The 16,370-nt window shown below is 42.3% G+C and carries 10 protein-coding genes; 6 read left to right on the top strand and 4 right to left on the bottom strand.

Features of this window, described 5'->3' with window-relative positions; all coding sequences use genetic code 11:
- Positions 1-50 precede the first annotated feature (50 nt).
- Complete coding sequence (locus CCS90_RS07525; RefSeq protein ID WP_133566548.1) at positions 51-647, top strand: hypothetical protein; 597 nt, start codon at positions 51-53, stop codon at positions 645-647.
- Positions 634-1,344: a monofunctional biosynthetic peptidoglycan transglycosylase gene (gene mtgA, locus CCS90_RS07520; RefSeq protein WP_099018940.1), complete on the top strand. Its 711-nt coding sequence runs from the start codon at positions 634-636 to the stop codon at positions 1,342-1,344. Before CCS90_RS07525 ends, mtgA begins: the two co-directional genes overlap by 14 nt.
- Positions 1,345-1,529: 185 nt before the next feature.
- On the opposite strand, the gene CCS90_RS07515 is transcribed toward mtgA, so the two are convergent.
- Positions 1,530-2,639: an alpha/beta hydrolase family protein gene (locus CCS90_RS07515; protein ID WP_133566547.1), complete on the bottom strand. Its 1,110-nt coding sequence runs from the start codon at positions 2,637-2,639 to the stop codon at positions 1,530-1,532.
- A 427-nt stretch (positions 2,640-3,066) separates the two neighbouring features.
- Between CCS90_RS07515 and CCS90_RS07510 the strand changes: the two genes are divergently transcribed.
- Entirely contained in the window at positions 3,067-4,563 is a 1,497-nt protein-coding gene (locus tag CCS90_RS07510) for a tryptophan halogenase family protein (RefSeq protein WP_099018938.1), read from the top strand.
- On the top strand, positions 4,560-6,059 hold the full coding sequence (locus CCS90_RS07505; RefSeq protein ID WP_099018937.1) for a tryptophan 7-halogenase: 1,500 nt from the start codon (positions 4,560-4,562) through the stop codon (positions 6,057-6,059). The genes CCS90_RS07510 and CCS90_RS07505 overlap by 4 nt, the downstream gene beginning before the upstream one ends.
- 69 nt (positions 6,060-6,128) lie before the next feature.
- Here CCS90_RS07505 and CCS90_RS07500 read toward each other — a convergent pair whose 3' ends face one another.
- Positions 6,129-10,709, bottom strand: coding sequence for an EAL domain-containing protein (locus tag CCS90_RS07500; RefSeq protein WP_099018936.1), 4,581 nt, complete (start codon positions 10,707-10,709; stop codon positions 6,129-6,131).
- A gap of 546 nt (positions 10,710-11,255) precedes the next feature.
- On the opposite strand from CCS90_RS07500, the gene CCS90_RS07495 reads away from it, so the two are divergent.
- On the top strand, positions 11,256-12,935 hold the full coding sequence (locus CCS90_RS07495) for an autotransporter outer membrane beta-barrel domain-containing protein (protein WP_099018935.1): 1,680 nt from the start codon (positions 11,256-11,258) through the stop codon (positions 12,933-12,935).
- A gap of 135 nt (positions 12,936-13,070) precedes the next feature.
- Here the strand turns inward: CCS90_RS07495 and CCS90_RS07490 are convergent, their stop codons facing one another.
- Both CCS90_RS07490 and CCS90_RS07485 read right to left on the bottom strand, forming a co-directional pair.
- Positions 13,071-14,141, bottom strand: coding sequence for a hypothetical protein (locus tag CCS90_RS07490; protein ID WP_099018934.1), 1,071 nt, complete (start codon positions 14,139-14,141; stop codon positions 13,071-13,073).
- 45 nt (positions 14,142-14,186) lie between these two features.
- Positions 14,187-14,741, bottom strand: coding sequence for a hypothetical protein (locus CCS90_RS07485; RefSeq protein ID WP_099018933.1), 555 nt, complete (start codon positions 14,739-14,741; stop codon positions 14,187-14,189).
- A gap of 271 nt (positions 14,742-15,012) precedes the next feature.
- On the opposite strand from CCS90_RS07485, the gene CCS90_RS07480 reads away from it, so the two are divergent.
- Positions 15,013-16,293: a metal-dependent hydrolase family protein gene (locus tag CCS90_RS07480; RefSeq protein WP_099018932.1), complete on the top strand. Its 1,281-nt coding sequence runs from the start codon at positions 15,013-15,015 to the stop codon at positions 16,291-16,293.
- Positions 16,294-16,370 lie beyond the last annotated feature (77 nt).

Genomic DNA, 16,370 nt, shown 5'->3' with positions numbered 1-16,370 from the left:
ATGGTTTAGAGAAACAATATATTTATTTTAATTAAAATATGGAATTATTTATGAAGCTAAAACCATACATTTTTATCACTTTGTTATCTATATACAACATTTCAATTTCCGCGATTTTTGTTGACATAGGTTGGAAAAAACAAATTGAGGAATCTGACTATATTGTCAAAGGTAAAATCATTGACATAGAAGTTAGAAATCATGAATATACATTAAATGCCTTTACAATTTTGAATGGAGAAAAGATTCCATTTGCGGTCAATAAAAATTCTCCGCATACTTTTTATACGGTTGAAATAGAAGAGGTTCTGAAGGGTGTAGTAAAAGAGAATCATTTAACAATTATTAAATTTGGCGGCTGTATCAATGGTGTTTGTGAGCGCGTTTCTACAACGTATGATTTTGATTTGAACGATGATTGTTTGATGTTGTTAAAAAAGGGTAGCGATGGCTATTTTCATGCTCGAAATGGTTCTTACGATATGTTTACAGTGACAGCAAACAATCAAATTAAACGAAAGGCCGGTAATAAAATGCCTGGTCAGTTTGAATATGCTAATGAACCTAACAGTATTCAACATAAAGTTATTGAAAATATGGGCGATTTACGTGATTTTATAAAGCAATTAAATAGTGAAAAAAAATAAAAAACGGGGCTTTTTATCAAAACTCAAACGGTGGCTATTAGGCCTATTGGTGGTTTGGTTTTCCACCACTTTGTTGTTGGTGCTGTGCTTGCGTTGGTTTGATCCACCCACCACTGCATTTATGCTACAGCGTGATTACAGTGAGGAGCACGGTCCTATCGAGATACGGCATGAATGGCGTGAGCTGCATCGGATTGCCCCTTCGCTGGCCATGTCAGTGATTGCATCTGAGGATCAAAAATTTGCGGATCATTGGGGTTTTGATGTGGCAGCCATTCAACAGGTGATTGAAGACGGTAAAGCGGGAAAACAAATGCGCGGTGCCAGCACCATCAGTCAACAATTGGCAAAGAATTTATTCCTTTGGTCTGGGCGCAGCTGGGTACGCAAAGGACTGGAGGTATATTTTACGGCGGCGATTGAGACCCTGGTTCCGAAACAGCGCATTCTTGAGTTGTATCTGAATGTGGCTGAGTTTGGTGATGGCATTTATGGTGCCGAAGCCGCTGCACAATCCATTTTTGGGGTTCCGGCTGAATCGCTGAGCACCCATCAGTCGGCTTTGTTGGCTGCCCGATTACCCGCGCCGAAAAGCTATACCATTCAGCCTCCCTCCGATTACATGGAACAACGGGCAGAATGGATAGAACAGCAGATCATCCAGTTGGGTGATCAGGCTTATTTAGACCGCCTGTGATCACAGTAAACTTATTTGGGGTTTTCTTGATGGTTGGGTTTAGACGGTGATGCTGTTATTGACAGAACGCCAACTTGTAGCGGTCAGCCAATTTGACCACGGTTATAGATTCTAGCCAGTTCTTTCATACAAAATCATGCATTGATGTTCCTTGATTGAATGCTGGCTAGATTCCTTTGCTCAGTTTACCAATCAGCGTGGTCGGTCCAGAATGTGATCAGCTGTGCGGCTGTTTCAAAGTCTTCGGAGTGGTTGGGGTCAGCTTTGGGGTTGTTGATGCTGGGCCAACTGTGACCACCATTGATGACGGTTCCGACCCAGACACTGACGGCATTAGGAATGGTTGGATCTGCCTCATACAATTGGGATGTGATTAATGTATCGTCGGTGGCGTTGTCATACATTTGGGTGATCGATTGCTTGATGGTACCCAAGTGATGACGCAACCACACGGCCGTATCCAAGCGGTTGGTATACAGTGTTTCTTCTACCATGGAGCCAAAACACAACAAATCATCGAAAATCAAATCAGGATCTGGGCAACCACTTTCGACCACGTCTATAATTACTTTGAGTGGTAAGTTGATTCTTTCGTCGGTGCCCATCATGTAAGCCGTGGGAACTGGTACAAAGGGCGCGTTGATGTTACCTATGGTGTTGCCATTGGGCAGGGTTTGGGTCGGTGTTTTTTTGGCTTCATCGAGGTAATTGCTGACTGCAGCATAGCCGCTGAATTGGTCGCTGAATTCATTTCTGGTGAGTAATTGCAGCACCATTGCGGCACCACTGGAAAAGCCTGCGGCATAGTGGTTGTTGACACAGGGTACGGGTGGGGCGGCTTGATCACAGCTGAATTGATCATTGATGGCATTCAGTACCATGCCAATGAATCGCGTGTCTGAATGTCCGTGGATGGTTTCCAAGGCGTCAAAATTTGGGTATTCTGTGTTAACGGTGTTCCATTTGCGGGTACCATTCACCATTCGTGCTGATGGCAATATGATGAACGCTTCGTTCTGTTGGTCACTCCAATGTTTGGCCACAGCATTGCCGGTGTGGCCTCCGCCATGGAACATAAAGGCCGCATTGGCCGATGCCAGGTTATTGGGTTGACTGAAACAAAAATAGCGTTGGTGGACCACGCCCACAACACTGGGCACATCGATGGCACAGGTCTGGTAACCCACATTGGGGCAATATTGAACCCCTCCGACGGTGGCCGGTAAAGTGCAATCGATGGCAGCGTGGCATGATGCGGTGAACAGCAATAAGATTAACTTGATGTGTATTTTCATGATTTTCCTCTTTTCGGTTTTTAGGCGACCGGGCCATTGGTTTGGGCGCTGATCGTTCACAGAAAAGTATAAGAAACATTGGGATTTGAATACTGAAGCAAAGCTGACTAATTACTGATTTAATACTGAATTGTTGCTCATCTTGGGGTAGCTGTGTTTTTAGTGGTGATGTGCTTAGGGTTGGGTGGTGAGGACGAGGAAGTCCTTCAGTTGATTGTTAACTGTGCGTTAATCGATGAGGTCTTTTTCCGAAACCGTGGGTCAAATGACTGTTTTTGTGTTTGTATGATTAAACACATGAGGAGAGCAATGAAGTCAACAGATTGAAGAGGCCATCAGTCATTAAATCTATTATCATGGCTGCTCATTCTGTGAATAAATAATAAATGCATTACTTTGATTTGAAAAGTCATTAGAATTGTTGGGTATGGAAAATCAATTGATTAAAAAAATTGTTATCGTGGGTGGTGGTTCAGCAGGGTGGATGACTGCAGCGGCTTTGTCACGGTATTTAGGTACTCACTGTGAAATCTCCTTGGTGGAGTCAGATCAAATTGGCATTGTGGGCGTGGGTGAAGCGACCATTCCCGGCATTCGTGAGTTCAATCAAAAGCTGGGGATTGATGAAAATGATTTTATGCGCGCGACCCATGCCACCTATAAGCTAGGCATTGAGTTCAATGATTGGACCCAATTAGGTGACTCATATATGCATCCGTTCAGTTATTTTGGTCATGACATGAATGGCGTTTCCTTTCATGATTATTGGCTTAAACTGAATCAACTGGGCGATGAGACACCGATCAGTGCTTATTCACCTGGTTATGTAGCGGCCAAACAAAATAAGTTCATCCATCCCAATCAGGATCCGAAATCAGTGCTTTCACGTTATTTTTATGCGTTTCATTTTGATGCGACTTTGTATGGACAGTATTTAAGGCAAGTGGCTGAAAAGGCGGGTGTGAGGCGAATCGAAGGTAAAGTGGTTGCTGTGTCACTGAATAATGCAGGTGGTATCAAGGACGTTGCATTAGAAAGCGGGCAGGTCATTGAGGGTGAATTGTTTATAGATTGTTCTGGTTTCAGGGGGGTGCTGATAGAACAAGCGTTAAAAACGGGGTATCAAGATTACAGTCGGTGGCTGCCGTGTGACAGTGCAGTTGCGGTGCAAACTGAAAGTGTTGCAGCACCAACTCCATATACCCAGTCCAATGCGCAAGCAGCCGGGTGGCAATGGCGCATCCCATTGCAAAACAGGGTGGGCAATGGTTATGTTTTTTGTCAGCAATATTTATCTGATGATGAGGCCATTGATACTTTGTTGAAGCATGTGGAAGGTGAGGTTTTGACTGAGCCGCGGGTGCTTCGGTTCAATACTGGCAGAAGAAACCAATTTTGGAATAAAAACTGTGTGACGGTGGGGCTGTCCAGTGGCTTTTTAGAACCTTTGGAGTCCACCAGCATTCACTTGATTCAAACCAGTATCATGAAATTAATTAACTTGTTTCCTGATCAAGGTTTCAATCAAGCTGATATTGATGAGTACAACAGACAAATGATTGAACAGTTTGAACAGGTTAAAAACTTTTTGATCCTGCATTACAAAACCACACAAAGATCAGACACACCTTTTTGGGCTTATTGTAAAAACATGGAAATTCCTGAAGCCTTGTCTTATCGCATTGAATTATTCAAAAAAACCGGTCAAATCGCACGCTGTGATGATGAGATATTTGTCCATGAGAATTGGTTGGCGGTGTTGTTGGGGCAAAAGTTGATGCCTGAACAATACCATCCTAAGGTGGATATGATTGACACCGCTCAATTAAAAATGATCATGCAACAAATGAAAGGCGTGGTCAATCAAGCTGTGGCGGGTATGCCCAATCACCAGGAAACCATCAACAGGTGGTGTAAATCATGAGTGTGCCAATTCAAAAAGTGGTGATTGTAGGTGCCAATTTAACTGGGTTTTGTGCAGCGGCCTATGTGACATCACAATTAAAAGGGTCCGGTTTGCAAGTCGAAATCATTGATGATGGCAGTGGCGAGTATTCACCGATTGTTTCAACCCAAGCCAGTGTCAATTCAGTTTTTCAATCTATGGGCTTAGACCTGCGACAACTGATGGCAGCCACCGATGCAGCTTTTAATTTAGGTCAAGCCTATGAGGGTTGGTTGGGAGCTGGTTCGTGGGCCTTTAATTCATTCACAGCACCACCGAACATGGCTGGCTTTTTTGAGTTTCAACATTTTTGGCTGAAATCAATGCAAAGTGGTAACGTTGGTGATTATCACCAGTATTCTTTGGCTGCGATGGCAGCTCGACAAGGCAAGTTTGCATTTCCTTCACCGGCAAATCCGAATCCATTGACACAGTTGTCATTTGGCTTGAATTTTAATTCAGCTAAGCTGATGGCATTTATGCGAAGTTTGTCGATAAATGCCGGCGTGAAAGTGGCTGATGGGACTTTGCAAGCGGTTGAGTCAGATGAGAATGGCACGGTTTCGGCAGTGCTTATGAGTACGGGTTTAAAAGTTCAAGGCGATTTTTTTATCGATTGTAGTCTATTGGCAAAATCGGTTTTAGACAGCCATTTTAATTTGTCGTTTCACAGCCGCTATGAGACTTCACCGGTGAACAGGACGGCGTGTATTGTGCTGAACAATCAAGATGAGCCGTTGTTACCGCAGACTTCAGTACGGGCACTGCCCAATGGTTGGTTAAAGCAATGCAGCGATCAAAACAGGACAGCAACCACATTCGTCTACAACAGCAATCAACTCACTGATCAAGAAGTGGCAATTGGCCTGCTGCAACATATGGTGAATCAGGATTCTGATGAACAGCCACCCGCTGATGTGGTGTTTTCTGAACTGACCCCTGGGAATAAGGTCGCATCATGGGTGGATAATTGTTTGTTTATTGGAGCCGGGACTTTTCAGTCATGCCAGTTAGACTACTGTGATTTTTCATATGTTTTTAAGGCGTTAGAATCATTTGTTAAACTGTTCCCTCACAATAAAAATTCTTACAATTCACATGAGTATAACCGCTGGACCCAGGCTGATTATAATCAGCTTCTAGACTATGAGTGTTTGGCCATGTCTTTGGCTGCAAACAATGAAACTGAATTTTGGATTTCGCTGAAAAAGCTCGAACTCAGTGAGGCCATGCAGCATCAATTGGCACTGTTTAAAAGTCATGGACGTTTAATTGATCAACGGCAGGCATTGATTGCCAAGCATCAATGGGCTGCGATGTTGATTTCCAGAGGGGTGATTCCAGTCAGGAATCATCCATTGATGTCAGTCTTGGATCAAGCCGATGGGTTGCCTGAATTGCAGTCTCAAATTGGAAGTTTGGTTGCTGGTATGCCAAGTCATCGACAGTTTTTGCTGCGATTTTGTCAGCAGTGATGGTGTGCCGGGGATGTCATTAAAATAATGGGTCTATTGAATGATGATGAGTGAAGATTTCAACTTAATTCATTTGTTCAGAATTTCAGAAACAGTGATGTCTTGTTGCAAAATCTCAGCAGCGGCATGGGTATCCACTGCTTCGCTGAGCAAGAAGCCCTGAACCTGTTCTATTTGGTAGGATGCAAGCATCGTTAATTGTTCTTTGGTTTCCACCCCTTCAGCGATCACTTCAATGGACAGTTTATGAGCCAATGAAATGATGGATTCAACCATGCTGGCGTCTCTGGCATCATTCACCATGTCTAAAATGAATGAGCGGTCAATTTTTAAGGCGTGAATGGGGAAGCGTTTCAAATAATTCAATGAAGAATAGCCCGTGCCAAAATCGTCCAATGATAATTTCACTCCCAGTTTTTTCAGTTCTTTCAACGTTTTAACGGTGTATTGTAAATTTTCAATCAAAGTGCTTTCAGTGATTTCTACTTCCAAGGACAATGGTGGAATGTGGTATTTTTCCATCATTTGGCTGACCCTTGATACCAGTTTTTTGTCCATGAATTGAATCGCTGAAAGGTTGATGGCTACGCTGATGTCTTGGTGTCCGTTGTTGTGCCATCGGTTGAGTTCTTTGCAGGCATTTTCGAGTACGAATTCACCAATGGAAAAAATCAGCCCTGTTTCTTCTGCTATCGGGATGAATTCATCGGGAGGCGTCAGGATGTTGTTGGCATCTTGCCAGCGCAACAGCGCTTCGAAGCCCGTTACTTTTTCAGTTTTCAAACAAAACTTAGGTTGGTAATGCAGCAGTAACTCATCATTGAGTATCGCTTTTCTTAAGCGCATCTCAATGTCGACTCTTTGCAGCACAGCTTGGTTCATTGATTCGGTAAAAAACCTAAAGTTATTTCGACCACTTCTTTTGGCTTGATACATCGCGGTGTCCGCTTGCATTAATAGAGTTTCAATGTCGGTTTTACTGCCGTCATAAGTGGCGATGCCAATACTCGGTGTAATGATTAATTCATGGTTTTCTAATTGGAATGGTTTGGCCATTTTTTGTAACACTTTCTCTGCCACCTTGATCACATCATGTTCGCTGTCATAACCGAGGATACCAATGGTGAATTCGTCGCCACCAATTCTGGCGATGGTGTCAGATTGTCTGACACATTGGGTTAAGCGATTGGCTACCGCAACCAACAATTCGTCGCCTATGGTGTGTCCCAAACTGTCGTTGATGTTTTTAAAATGATCAAGGTCAATAAACAAGATAGCCATGTGTGCCAGTTCTTGTTCTGCTTGCAGTAAGGCGTGATTCAATTTGATCATCATCAATGAGCGATTGGGTAATCCAGTCAGGCTGTCATAATTGGCCAGTTTCTTTAACGCTTCTTCTGAAGTTTTGCGGTATGTGATGTCGGTGATGGTTGCAATGAAATGGGTGAGTTTCTTTTGTGCATTATAGATACTGTTGACCCTTAGATCGACTGGCATCGTCTGACCAGTGATGGTGGTTATGGCTATTTCATTGCGGAAAGGATCACCGCTTTCGATGGCTGTTTTGATGTGCTTGAATAAAGCCGTTGAGTTCATTAAATCAGTAGAAATGTGTCCAGAATCCCTCAGCATGGTTTTGTCAATTATTCGCTCGTCATAGCCAGTCATGTCGGTGAATGCGGCATTGATTGAAACGATTTTAAGTGATGAATCTAAAACCAGCGCGCCATCTGAACTGCTTTGGAAAGCGGTTGCTATAAGCTGGCTTCTTTCTTCTTTTTTCTTGATGGTATTGATGTTTCGGCTGATGCCATTGATGATGATGGGTTTATTTTGGCTTGACCACCTGGTTACTTTGGCACGGTCTTGCATCCAAAGCCAGTCACCTTGGCTGTTCATTTGGCGGTAAACCGCGTCAAATTCATTGCTTTTGCCGCTCAGTATGTCTTGAATTTTTTGTTGTAATTTTTCGATGTCATCAGGGTGAATATTTAAGGTGTTGGATTCAAAAATACCATTGAAAAATCGAGAGCGCTGGTCGTCTAATTCCTCACTGTTGGTTCTGGTGATTTGTTGCTTCCGAATGTCCCATTCCCACAATTCATCACCACTGCCCCAAATGGCTTGTGATAGTTGTACTTCTCTGTGAGCCAAGGCGTACTGGGTCATTAAACGGCTGCGATAGAGTCTGATAAAGACAGAAAGAATCAGTAAGGTGATTAAAATGTAGGCTGATTTGGCCCACCAAGTTAACCAGGGTTTGGGTAGTAACGTGAAGTTGATTGCTGCAGTGTGGTCGCTCCACTGGAGGTCTGCGTTGGTGGCCTTGACTTCCAGGTGGTAATCGCCTGCGGCCAAATTGGTTAAAGTCAATTCATTGCGGTTTTGTAGTTCAATCCATTTTTCATCCAGTTCAGGTATTCGATAGGCGTAATTCAATTCATCAGAATACATGTAATTCAAGGCAGCAAATTCGAATGTAAAAATGGTGTCTGCATAATCAAAAGTATGGTTTTTTATCAAGTGAATGGGCACCATGCTGAATTCGGGTTGGGTGCTTTGCTTGAAATTCTGGAGACCAGGATCACTTAGTGATTTCGCTATCGCCATGCTGTTACTTTTTATCCCTGTTAGATAGACTTTCGGTTGGAAATTAGACTTTTTAACCAACAGTGGATCAAAACGGATGGCGCCTCTATTGCTCCCCAAGTAAATCAATTCGTCATTTGAAAAGAGCTGAGAGTTTTCATGAAAAATAAGATCGGATTCAAAATTACTATGACCATAGTTGGTTACTTCATTAGTATTTAAATCAATGTGATAGAGGTTTTTCCTGCCTGTAAACCACACATCAGTGTCGTTGATTGGGATGATGGTGTAAACGCTGCTATCAACGATTTGAGGGTGGCTGTTATCAAAATGTAACAACTGATCCATGGTTCCTGCTAAATTAAGTTGGAACAGTGACAGTCCAAAATATTGACTGCTAACCCAATATTGATTGTCCCGATGATTTTCGACCGAAAAAATCCAGTCATTTTCATATAAGACTTCTCCTCGGTTTGATCTGACCGGTGTAATCAAGTTTTGTTCGAGATTAAAAAAGTATAAGCCAGAAACCGTACTTAACCACAGGTTGCCATGGGTGTCATGGGTTATATCGGTGAACTCAATGTTTTCATATTTTGCCAATGTCGTTTTAATCAGATCAGTGTAATCCTTGATTAAATTATGTTCTTTGTCAATTAAGTAAAGATTGGCAGAATTGCTCCCCACCCAAATCGACTGATCTGGGTTAACAGTCATGCACCACACTGGGTTTTCCAACACTTTAACCTCACTTTCGCTGCGATTGGGAGACTCTGACAAGAAAGTCATTGCTTTGGTTTGCGTGTCGAATTGAGCCAGACCAAACTCTGTTCCTAGCCAAAAGGTTTGATCGTTTGCTTTGGCCATGGTCCAAATTGAGGTAAAGTCGTTCTTTGCATCTTTGTCTTTACCTGAATAAAAACTTTCAATCAAACCATTGTTTTTATCCCAGCGGTTGATGCCTTCGGTGGTGCCAATCCAAATGGCATCTTTTGTTTCTATATAATTCCACACCAAATCACTGCTCAATGAATTTTTCTTACCAGGTACTGGACGAATGGATTCTATGTGATTATTAGGGTCATATAGGGCAACGCCATCATAGGTTGAAACCCAAATTAATCCATTGCTGTCCTGGAATATACCAGTGGTTAAATTGCTAGGTATGCTGCGCGGATCGCCTTGGTTGTGAGAAAAACGACTGATTTCACCGCTTTTTGCAGAGATTAGACTGATGCCTTCACCCCAACTGGCCACCCATACATTGTCATCTCGGTCAATGAAGACATCCCAAAGTCCATCACTGATCATTGAATTTAGGTTGTCAGATTGGTAACGAAAAGAGGTTAGCTCATGGTTTTTTGTATCCAATTTTTTGAGTCCATGATCAGCGGTTACTATCCACAATGAACCTTGGCTTTCTGTAGCCAGATCCAAGATTGAAAAAGTTTTTGTGTCATCTAATGGGTGGGGTGTGAAGGTGGTTGTTTGGATGTCAAATACATGAAGACCATTGTCATTGGCAATCCACAGTTGTTGGGAGTTTTTTTGAGCAATTGCATTGATGATGTTTATGTCAATGTTGTCTGTATCGCTGTCGATATAATGGTTTTTAAAATCATTGCTGTCAGCTTGATACATACTTAAACCGCGTTCCGTGGCAAACCACAATCTATGGTGGTCATCTTCAATCATATGTACGACGTAGTTGCCAGCAATTGAGTTTTCTTTGATGGGTGAAAAATTGTATTGTTCAAAGTTAATTTCATCCGGCAACATGCGAGCTACGCCCGTGGCAGTGGCAATCCAAAGCTGCTGATTATGATCTTCCAATAGGTAGTTAACCCATGGGTTTGGAAGGCTTTTGTGGTTGTCAGGATAAGACTTGTGATTGATGATGTTTTTGCCATCATAGCGACTGATCCCTTCGGCGGTAGCAATCCAAATGAACCCGTCTTGCCGTTGGATGATGTGATTTACATAATTTGAAGCCAGGTCATCCTCCCCCAGCATTTGTTTAAATTGTATGGAATCAGCACCGTTGGCAATTGAAGCCAGCATAATGGCATAGAGTAGAAGTCCATTGCAGAGAAACACTTGAAAAATATTCCAAATTGAAAGATTAGATTTGCTTTTTGAACTGTGCCCACTCACTACATACTATATTGATATAAAAACGTTGAAAAATCAACTGTTTAAATGAGTGTGCTTGGCTAAATGATGATCTGTTGTGCGAGGGGTGGCTTAATGGCTTTTGTTTCGTGTGTTTTTGCTACCCCATGAGCTTGTGGCTGTTTGTTATTTGTCTTATGAATAATCACTTTTGGCTGGCAGCTCTGCCCATTTATCTTGTTTTATCATTTGGTAAGGACGTACTCTTCGATTTTTTGGGCCGATATGTTTAACTTGCATAAGTTGTGATGAATGGTGTTGAACGATTTAGTTGAAGGTTGATTGTTACAAAAATTGATAAGTGGTTCACAAAAAGACCGATTTGCCATGCTATTCAGACTGTTTTCAGGCTCTTTCAGACTTCAAATTGTATAAATAAGTTTTTAGATAGCAGAGGTGTGTATGTGCAGATTTAAATTGATAAGCTTGTTAATAATGATTTCAATCACAGGCGTTGTGAAATCATTCGTCACTGTTGGATTGGGAGTGGATTGTGATTTCAATCAATTGTTTGAGGCTTACCAAAGTAATGAATTAGAGGTCCGGGTAACCAACGAACAGGTTTACACCAATAACTTTGTCATGGATAAATTCAAAAGTTTCAAAGGTGGATATGACAGTTGTATGGATGCCCAGGCTGATGTACTGGGCAGTGAAAAATCTAAATGGAGTGGCTTGAATGCCAACAACAACACGGTGATTGAAGTTGCTGCAGATTTACCCATTGTGGCTACGGTGATCATTGAAAATTTTGAGGTGTATGATGGCAACAATGTTTCTGCTGGTGGGGCAGGTGGGATCAAAGTCAGTGGTAACAGCAACGTCATCATTCGAAATTCAATTGTCTATGACAATCGTGGGGTTGAAGGTGGTGGGCTGCATGTGTATGGTGCTGACGCCACCCTCAGGTTAGAAAATACCGAAGTACACAGCAACCAAGCCACGGGTTACGGCGGCGGTGTTTATTGTTCGGATGGGGCTCGATTGATAATAGACAGTAAATCAACCATCAATAACAATGAAGCCACTTTTAATGGTGGTGGAATATTTGGTGGGCAGGGCTGTGAAATCACCAATGCCAGTGGAGAGTTGGTGGGAGGACGTGTTTATTTCGGGATCATCTACAATGAAGCCAATAAAGGTGGTGGTATCTATTTACAGACAGGCGCCCAGTTAAACGTTACAGGCACTCCTGATTATCCAGCACAAATCAGCATCAACTATGCTTATGAAGATCAACAGCCAAGTGGAGGCGGACTCTATTTAACGGGTGTAGACTCAACGGCTCATTTGATCAATACAGAAGTTAATTTTAATGGTTCTATAAACCATGGTGCAGGTATGGTGGTGACAGACCAAGCTTCTTTGGTGATGAGTCAAGCAGCAACAGGCTGCAGTTATGGTGAGCAGTATTGTTCAGAAATGAAAAGCAACACTGGGTATGGACTTGCTGCTGAGGGTGGTGCAGGGTATTTCAGTGATGGGTCCAATGTACAAATTTCCCAAACTGACATCAACAGCAATCGCTCAAACTTGGTCAGTGGCTTTGTCATCAATGATTCGGCCATGTTGCGTTTAGAGGGCAACCTGATCAGAGACAACGAATCGAATGGCAATCAATCACCCGCGACTTCATTGATTCACATAGGGGCTGCCAATAGCCAAGCAGCGCAACTCGATTTTGTGTACAACACGGTAGTCAACAATGACGTTAACAACTTTTTTACGGCCAACAACATTGATAACAGACAAGTGCTCAATGTGTTTAACAGCATCATTTGGGACAACGGTACGGTGTTCAATTTTAACGGACCTGCCACAGCACAAATTGATTGTTCAATAGTTCATGAAACGGCATCTTTGAGCGGAAATGTTGGTGTTGTATTAAGCAACGATCCGTTGTTTATCAATGCAGCTGCTGCAGATTTCAGGCCATCATTGGCATCTGATGCCATTGATTTTTGTGCCAATGATTTATTCCCAGCACAATACCATGATCTGAACAATGTGCTGAGGGGATATGACATGGCAAGTGTCAACAATGCATTCGGTGCTTACGATGCGGGTGCTTTTGAATATGCGCCTGACATTATATTCAGGCATGGCTTTGATTGATTGGTGCTTAATTCAATTGAGTGAACGGCTACTAAAACGTGTCTGAATATTGATTTCAGCTTGTTTCAGTAGTCAGAATTTTGGTGCTGTGATTTTAACGTTTAGCATTCATGATGTACTGCATATCAATGCGGTTTACTGAGGCTTCGCTTCTTCAATCAGTCCCAATGCGTGCATGGCCGTGTAGATGGTTAGTGGATAGCGTTGAGGAATTTTTAACAGTTGACCCGTTTGCTTCAATGAGTACTGACCTCTGGACCACAAGGCAATGATGCGAATGGAGTGTTTAAAGACCACCAACTTTGTCAAATCGGGCCAGGCCAGCAATTTTATGGGAGCATTGAAGTCGATATGGGCGGGAACCTTGCCTTTGCTGGCATTGATGCTGCTGAGCCAGACAAAGGGCTCGTAATCAAACTTATACAGCTCTTGTAATGCATTCAATTCTGCACGTTTGAATTTAGGGATGGTCACTTGGGTTTCTTTGTAAAATGGAATTTTATGGATGTTGATGATTTCTTCGGTGTTTTTATCGTGATAAATCACTTTTTGTAAAGCATCGACATAAAAAATACCATAAACCGTTTTGACCCGAGCTATTCTTTGATTCTCTTTGGAAAGAGCAAACGCTGCTTTGAGGTAATGAAAGAAGTAGCTTTGAGGATTCAATTGGATGTGTTTGAGTTCTGCGGCCACATCAAAATCAATATCAGGGGTTAGACCCACGTATTTTTGTGCATAGAAACGATTGGTTTCATACTGAATTTGTTCTGGGTTGATCGCATTGGATAAATGTTTGTTGAAAATTAATTTGGCCGGTTGTTGTGCTGCTTTGCGTTTTAAGGTGTTGTTGAGTTCTTTGTAGAAGACGGTTTGAACTTGGTTGAGAAATTCACTGATTGGATGGTTTTCAGCCGGCTTGTCCAAGGTTTTTAACAATGGTTTATCGGATAAGTCTTTATAATCAGTCAATAAAATCAATGGGATGTCATGATTTTCTAACAACTCGATCAAAGTTTCAATTTCCGGCTGGTCGCTTTCTCGTTCTTGATTGAAAAAGCATAAATCAGCATCAACTGGCTCTTCCATCAACTCAATTGAATATTTTGAGTCAGTCAAGGCAGACAGTAATAATTTTTGCGTAATGGCGTCAAAGTTCTGGAAACAAACAGCGACAAATTTAACTGTGGATTTAGATTTAGTCATGGTTAAAGTGTTTTATAGGGTTTAATTCAATCATTGATTTGCTTATTAAGCAGTGGCGACATTCGATTCATTGATGCCAGGGCTGGCTGAACACAACAGTGATTCAACCAATAGATTCACGTCTTGTTTGTTTTCAGGGTCTATACTGAAAACTGGGGCGACAATGCTGATGTCATACAAGGCTTGTCTGATGTGCTCTTCGGCCTGTTTAATCCGTTTGTATTCTTTGCCAGTAACGGCCACCACCAATGCATGTTTTTTTAAATAATTTTTGTGCTGCATCAAATCATCCTGGATGCTTTCAAGCCTGTGTGTGTCATCGGCATTCACCACCACAATCAAACCGTTAAATTCGTTGGCTGGTCGGGTTTTCATGAATTCAAACAAAGCCTCGTCATTGCTACCAAAAAAATCAATTCGATGGTTGTCATCAACCTGTAATTTGCCAATATTCATTTCCAGGACCTGCTTTGTTTCGATGCCTGGTACCTTAATTCGAAGGGTAACGGAATCAACGGGTTCAAAACTGATGCTGTCAATCAAACTTTTTATGTAAGCAGGTTCGCCACAGACGGCAATACTGATGTCTTTAGTACTCATATTAATAGGCTAACTCCAGATAGCTTGATTTAAATTCATAAATATTCAATTTTTTGAATATCATCTTCATAACTAATAATGTATTCATTTTTATCACAGATTGTTAGTTTATTTTTGTGAATTTATGTCATATATGTAAATTTACTTACATTTTATTCATTGGTTTCAACCAAGGTCAAGCCTGTTGACGTGTGGTGTCTGGTATTGAGTGCTTTTGAATTAATGATTAAAATATATATGATATGCTTGTGAGATTTTTTAAGAGGTGATTATGCGGATACTGCTATTAGTGATTTTAAGTTCAATGGGCATGGCCCAAGCTGAAAACAGCCAATTGATACAGGCCAAAGCCTATTTGGATGTGGTTAATGGAGAATGGATAGAACCTGCCAATGTTTTGGTTGTGGGTGGTCGCATTGAGGCCATTAACCCCGATCAGTATCCGGCAGATGCCCACATCATTGATTTAACACATCAATACCTGCTGCCTGGTTTGACTGACATGCATACCCATTTGGATTTAGATTATGTGGGTAATTTTGATGCCATCATCACTCAGGAAACTGCCACCAAAGGCGCTTTACGGGGCGCCAAAAATGCTGAGTTAACATTAATGGGCGGTTTTACCACGGTGCGGAACGTGGGTTCTTTGCACATCACTGATGAATTAATCGGTGCTTCTTTGGCCCAAGCAGTAGAGCAGGGCTGGATCAAGGGCCCGCGCATCATTCCAGCTGGTCACATGATTACCATCTTGGGCGGACATGGCGATGTGACCCAAGGTTTGGTGCCCTCTTTACTTGAGCCCACGCACAAGATGGGCGTTGTCAGTGGTACCGATGAAGCCATTAAAGCCGTTCGGTATCAAATCAAGCAGGGCGCCAAAGTGATAAAAATGCATGCCACTTCTGGCGTATTGTCTTTAGAGGATACGGTTGGCGCACAGCAATTGAGTGATGCAGAAATGCGCGCCATCGTGGAAGAAGCCAATCGACACCACTATAAAGTAGCGGCTCATGCTCATGGCACTGAGGGCATCATTGCGGCTGTTAAAGCCGGTGCGGCTTCGATAGAACATGGCTCGATGATTGATGATGAAGCCATGAAGCTGATGAAGCAGCAGGGTGTGTATTTGGTCCCCACATCTGGTTTGGTAGATTTTGTGCTTAATGATGTCGATAAAATGCCGCCCATCACAGCACAAAAAGCCCGCGAAACTTTGCCACTGGCTCAGGCCAATTTGAAAAAGGCCATCAAAGCCAAAGTTAAAATAGCCTTGGGTACCGATTCACCTTTGATACCACATGGTAAAAATGCCTATGAGTTATCGGCCATGATGAGTCACGGTATGACCGCTTTAGAAGCGATCCAATCGGCCACCATCAATGGTGCTGATTTGATTGGTATCAATGACATTGGCCAAATCAAAACAGGCTACAAAGCCGACATCATAGCCGTCACGGAAAATCCTTTAGATGACATCAAAACCTTGGAAGATGTGCGTTTTGTGATGAAGGACGGGGTGATTTATAAAAACCAAGGGACGAAATGAAATCGTAAGCGCTATACAGTCAAACAAACAAAGACTATAAAACTTAAAAGTGTTTTTTGATTACCGCAACGGTGGCT

The sequence above is a fragment of the Marinicella litoralis genome, from assembly GCF_002591915.1.
Lineage (GTDB): Bacteria > Pseudomonadota > Gammaproteobacteria > Xanthomonadales > Marinicellaceae > Marinicella > Marinicella litoralis.
Note: the sequence above shows the minus strand (reverse complement) of the source record. Positions and strands in the feature narration are given on the sequence as shown.

Coding starts and splice junctions, on each gene's coding strand:
- CCS90_RS07525 (WP_133566548.1), top strand. CDS start 51: ATGAAGCTAAAACCATACATTTTTATCACTTTGTTATCTATATACAAC.
- CCS90_RS07515 (WP_133566547.1), bottom strand. CDS start 2,639: ATGAAAATACACATCAAGTTAATCTTATTGCTGTTCACCGCATCATGC.
- CCS90_RS07500 (WP_099018936.1), bottom strand. CDS start 10,709: ATGCTGGCTTCAATTGCCAACGGTGCTGATTCCATACAATTTAAACAA.
- CCS90_RS07510 (WP_099018938.1), top strand. CDS start 3,067: ATGGAAAATCAATTGATTAAAAAAATTGTTATCGTGGGTGGTGGTTCA.
- CCS90_RS07485 (WP_099018933.1), bottom strand. CDS start 14,741: ATGAGTACTAAAGACATCAGTATTGCCGTCTGTGGCGAACCTGCTTAC.
- CCS90_RS07505 (WP_099018937.1), top strand. CDS start 4,560: ATGAGTGTGCCAATTCAAAAAGTGGTGATTGTAGGTGCCAATTTAACT.
- CCS90_RS07480 (WP_099018932.1), top strand. CDS start 15,013: ATGCGGATACTGCTATTAGTGATTTTAAGTTCAATGGGCATGGCCCAA.
- CCS90_RS07495 (WP_099018935.1), top strand. CDS start 11,256: ATGATTTCAATCACAGGCGTTGTGAAATCATTCGTCACTGTTGGATTG.
- CCS90_RS07490 (WP_099018934.1), bottom strand. CDS start 14,141: ATGACTAAATCTAAATCCACAGTTAAATTTGTCGCTGTTTGTTTCCAG.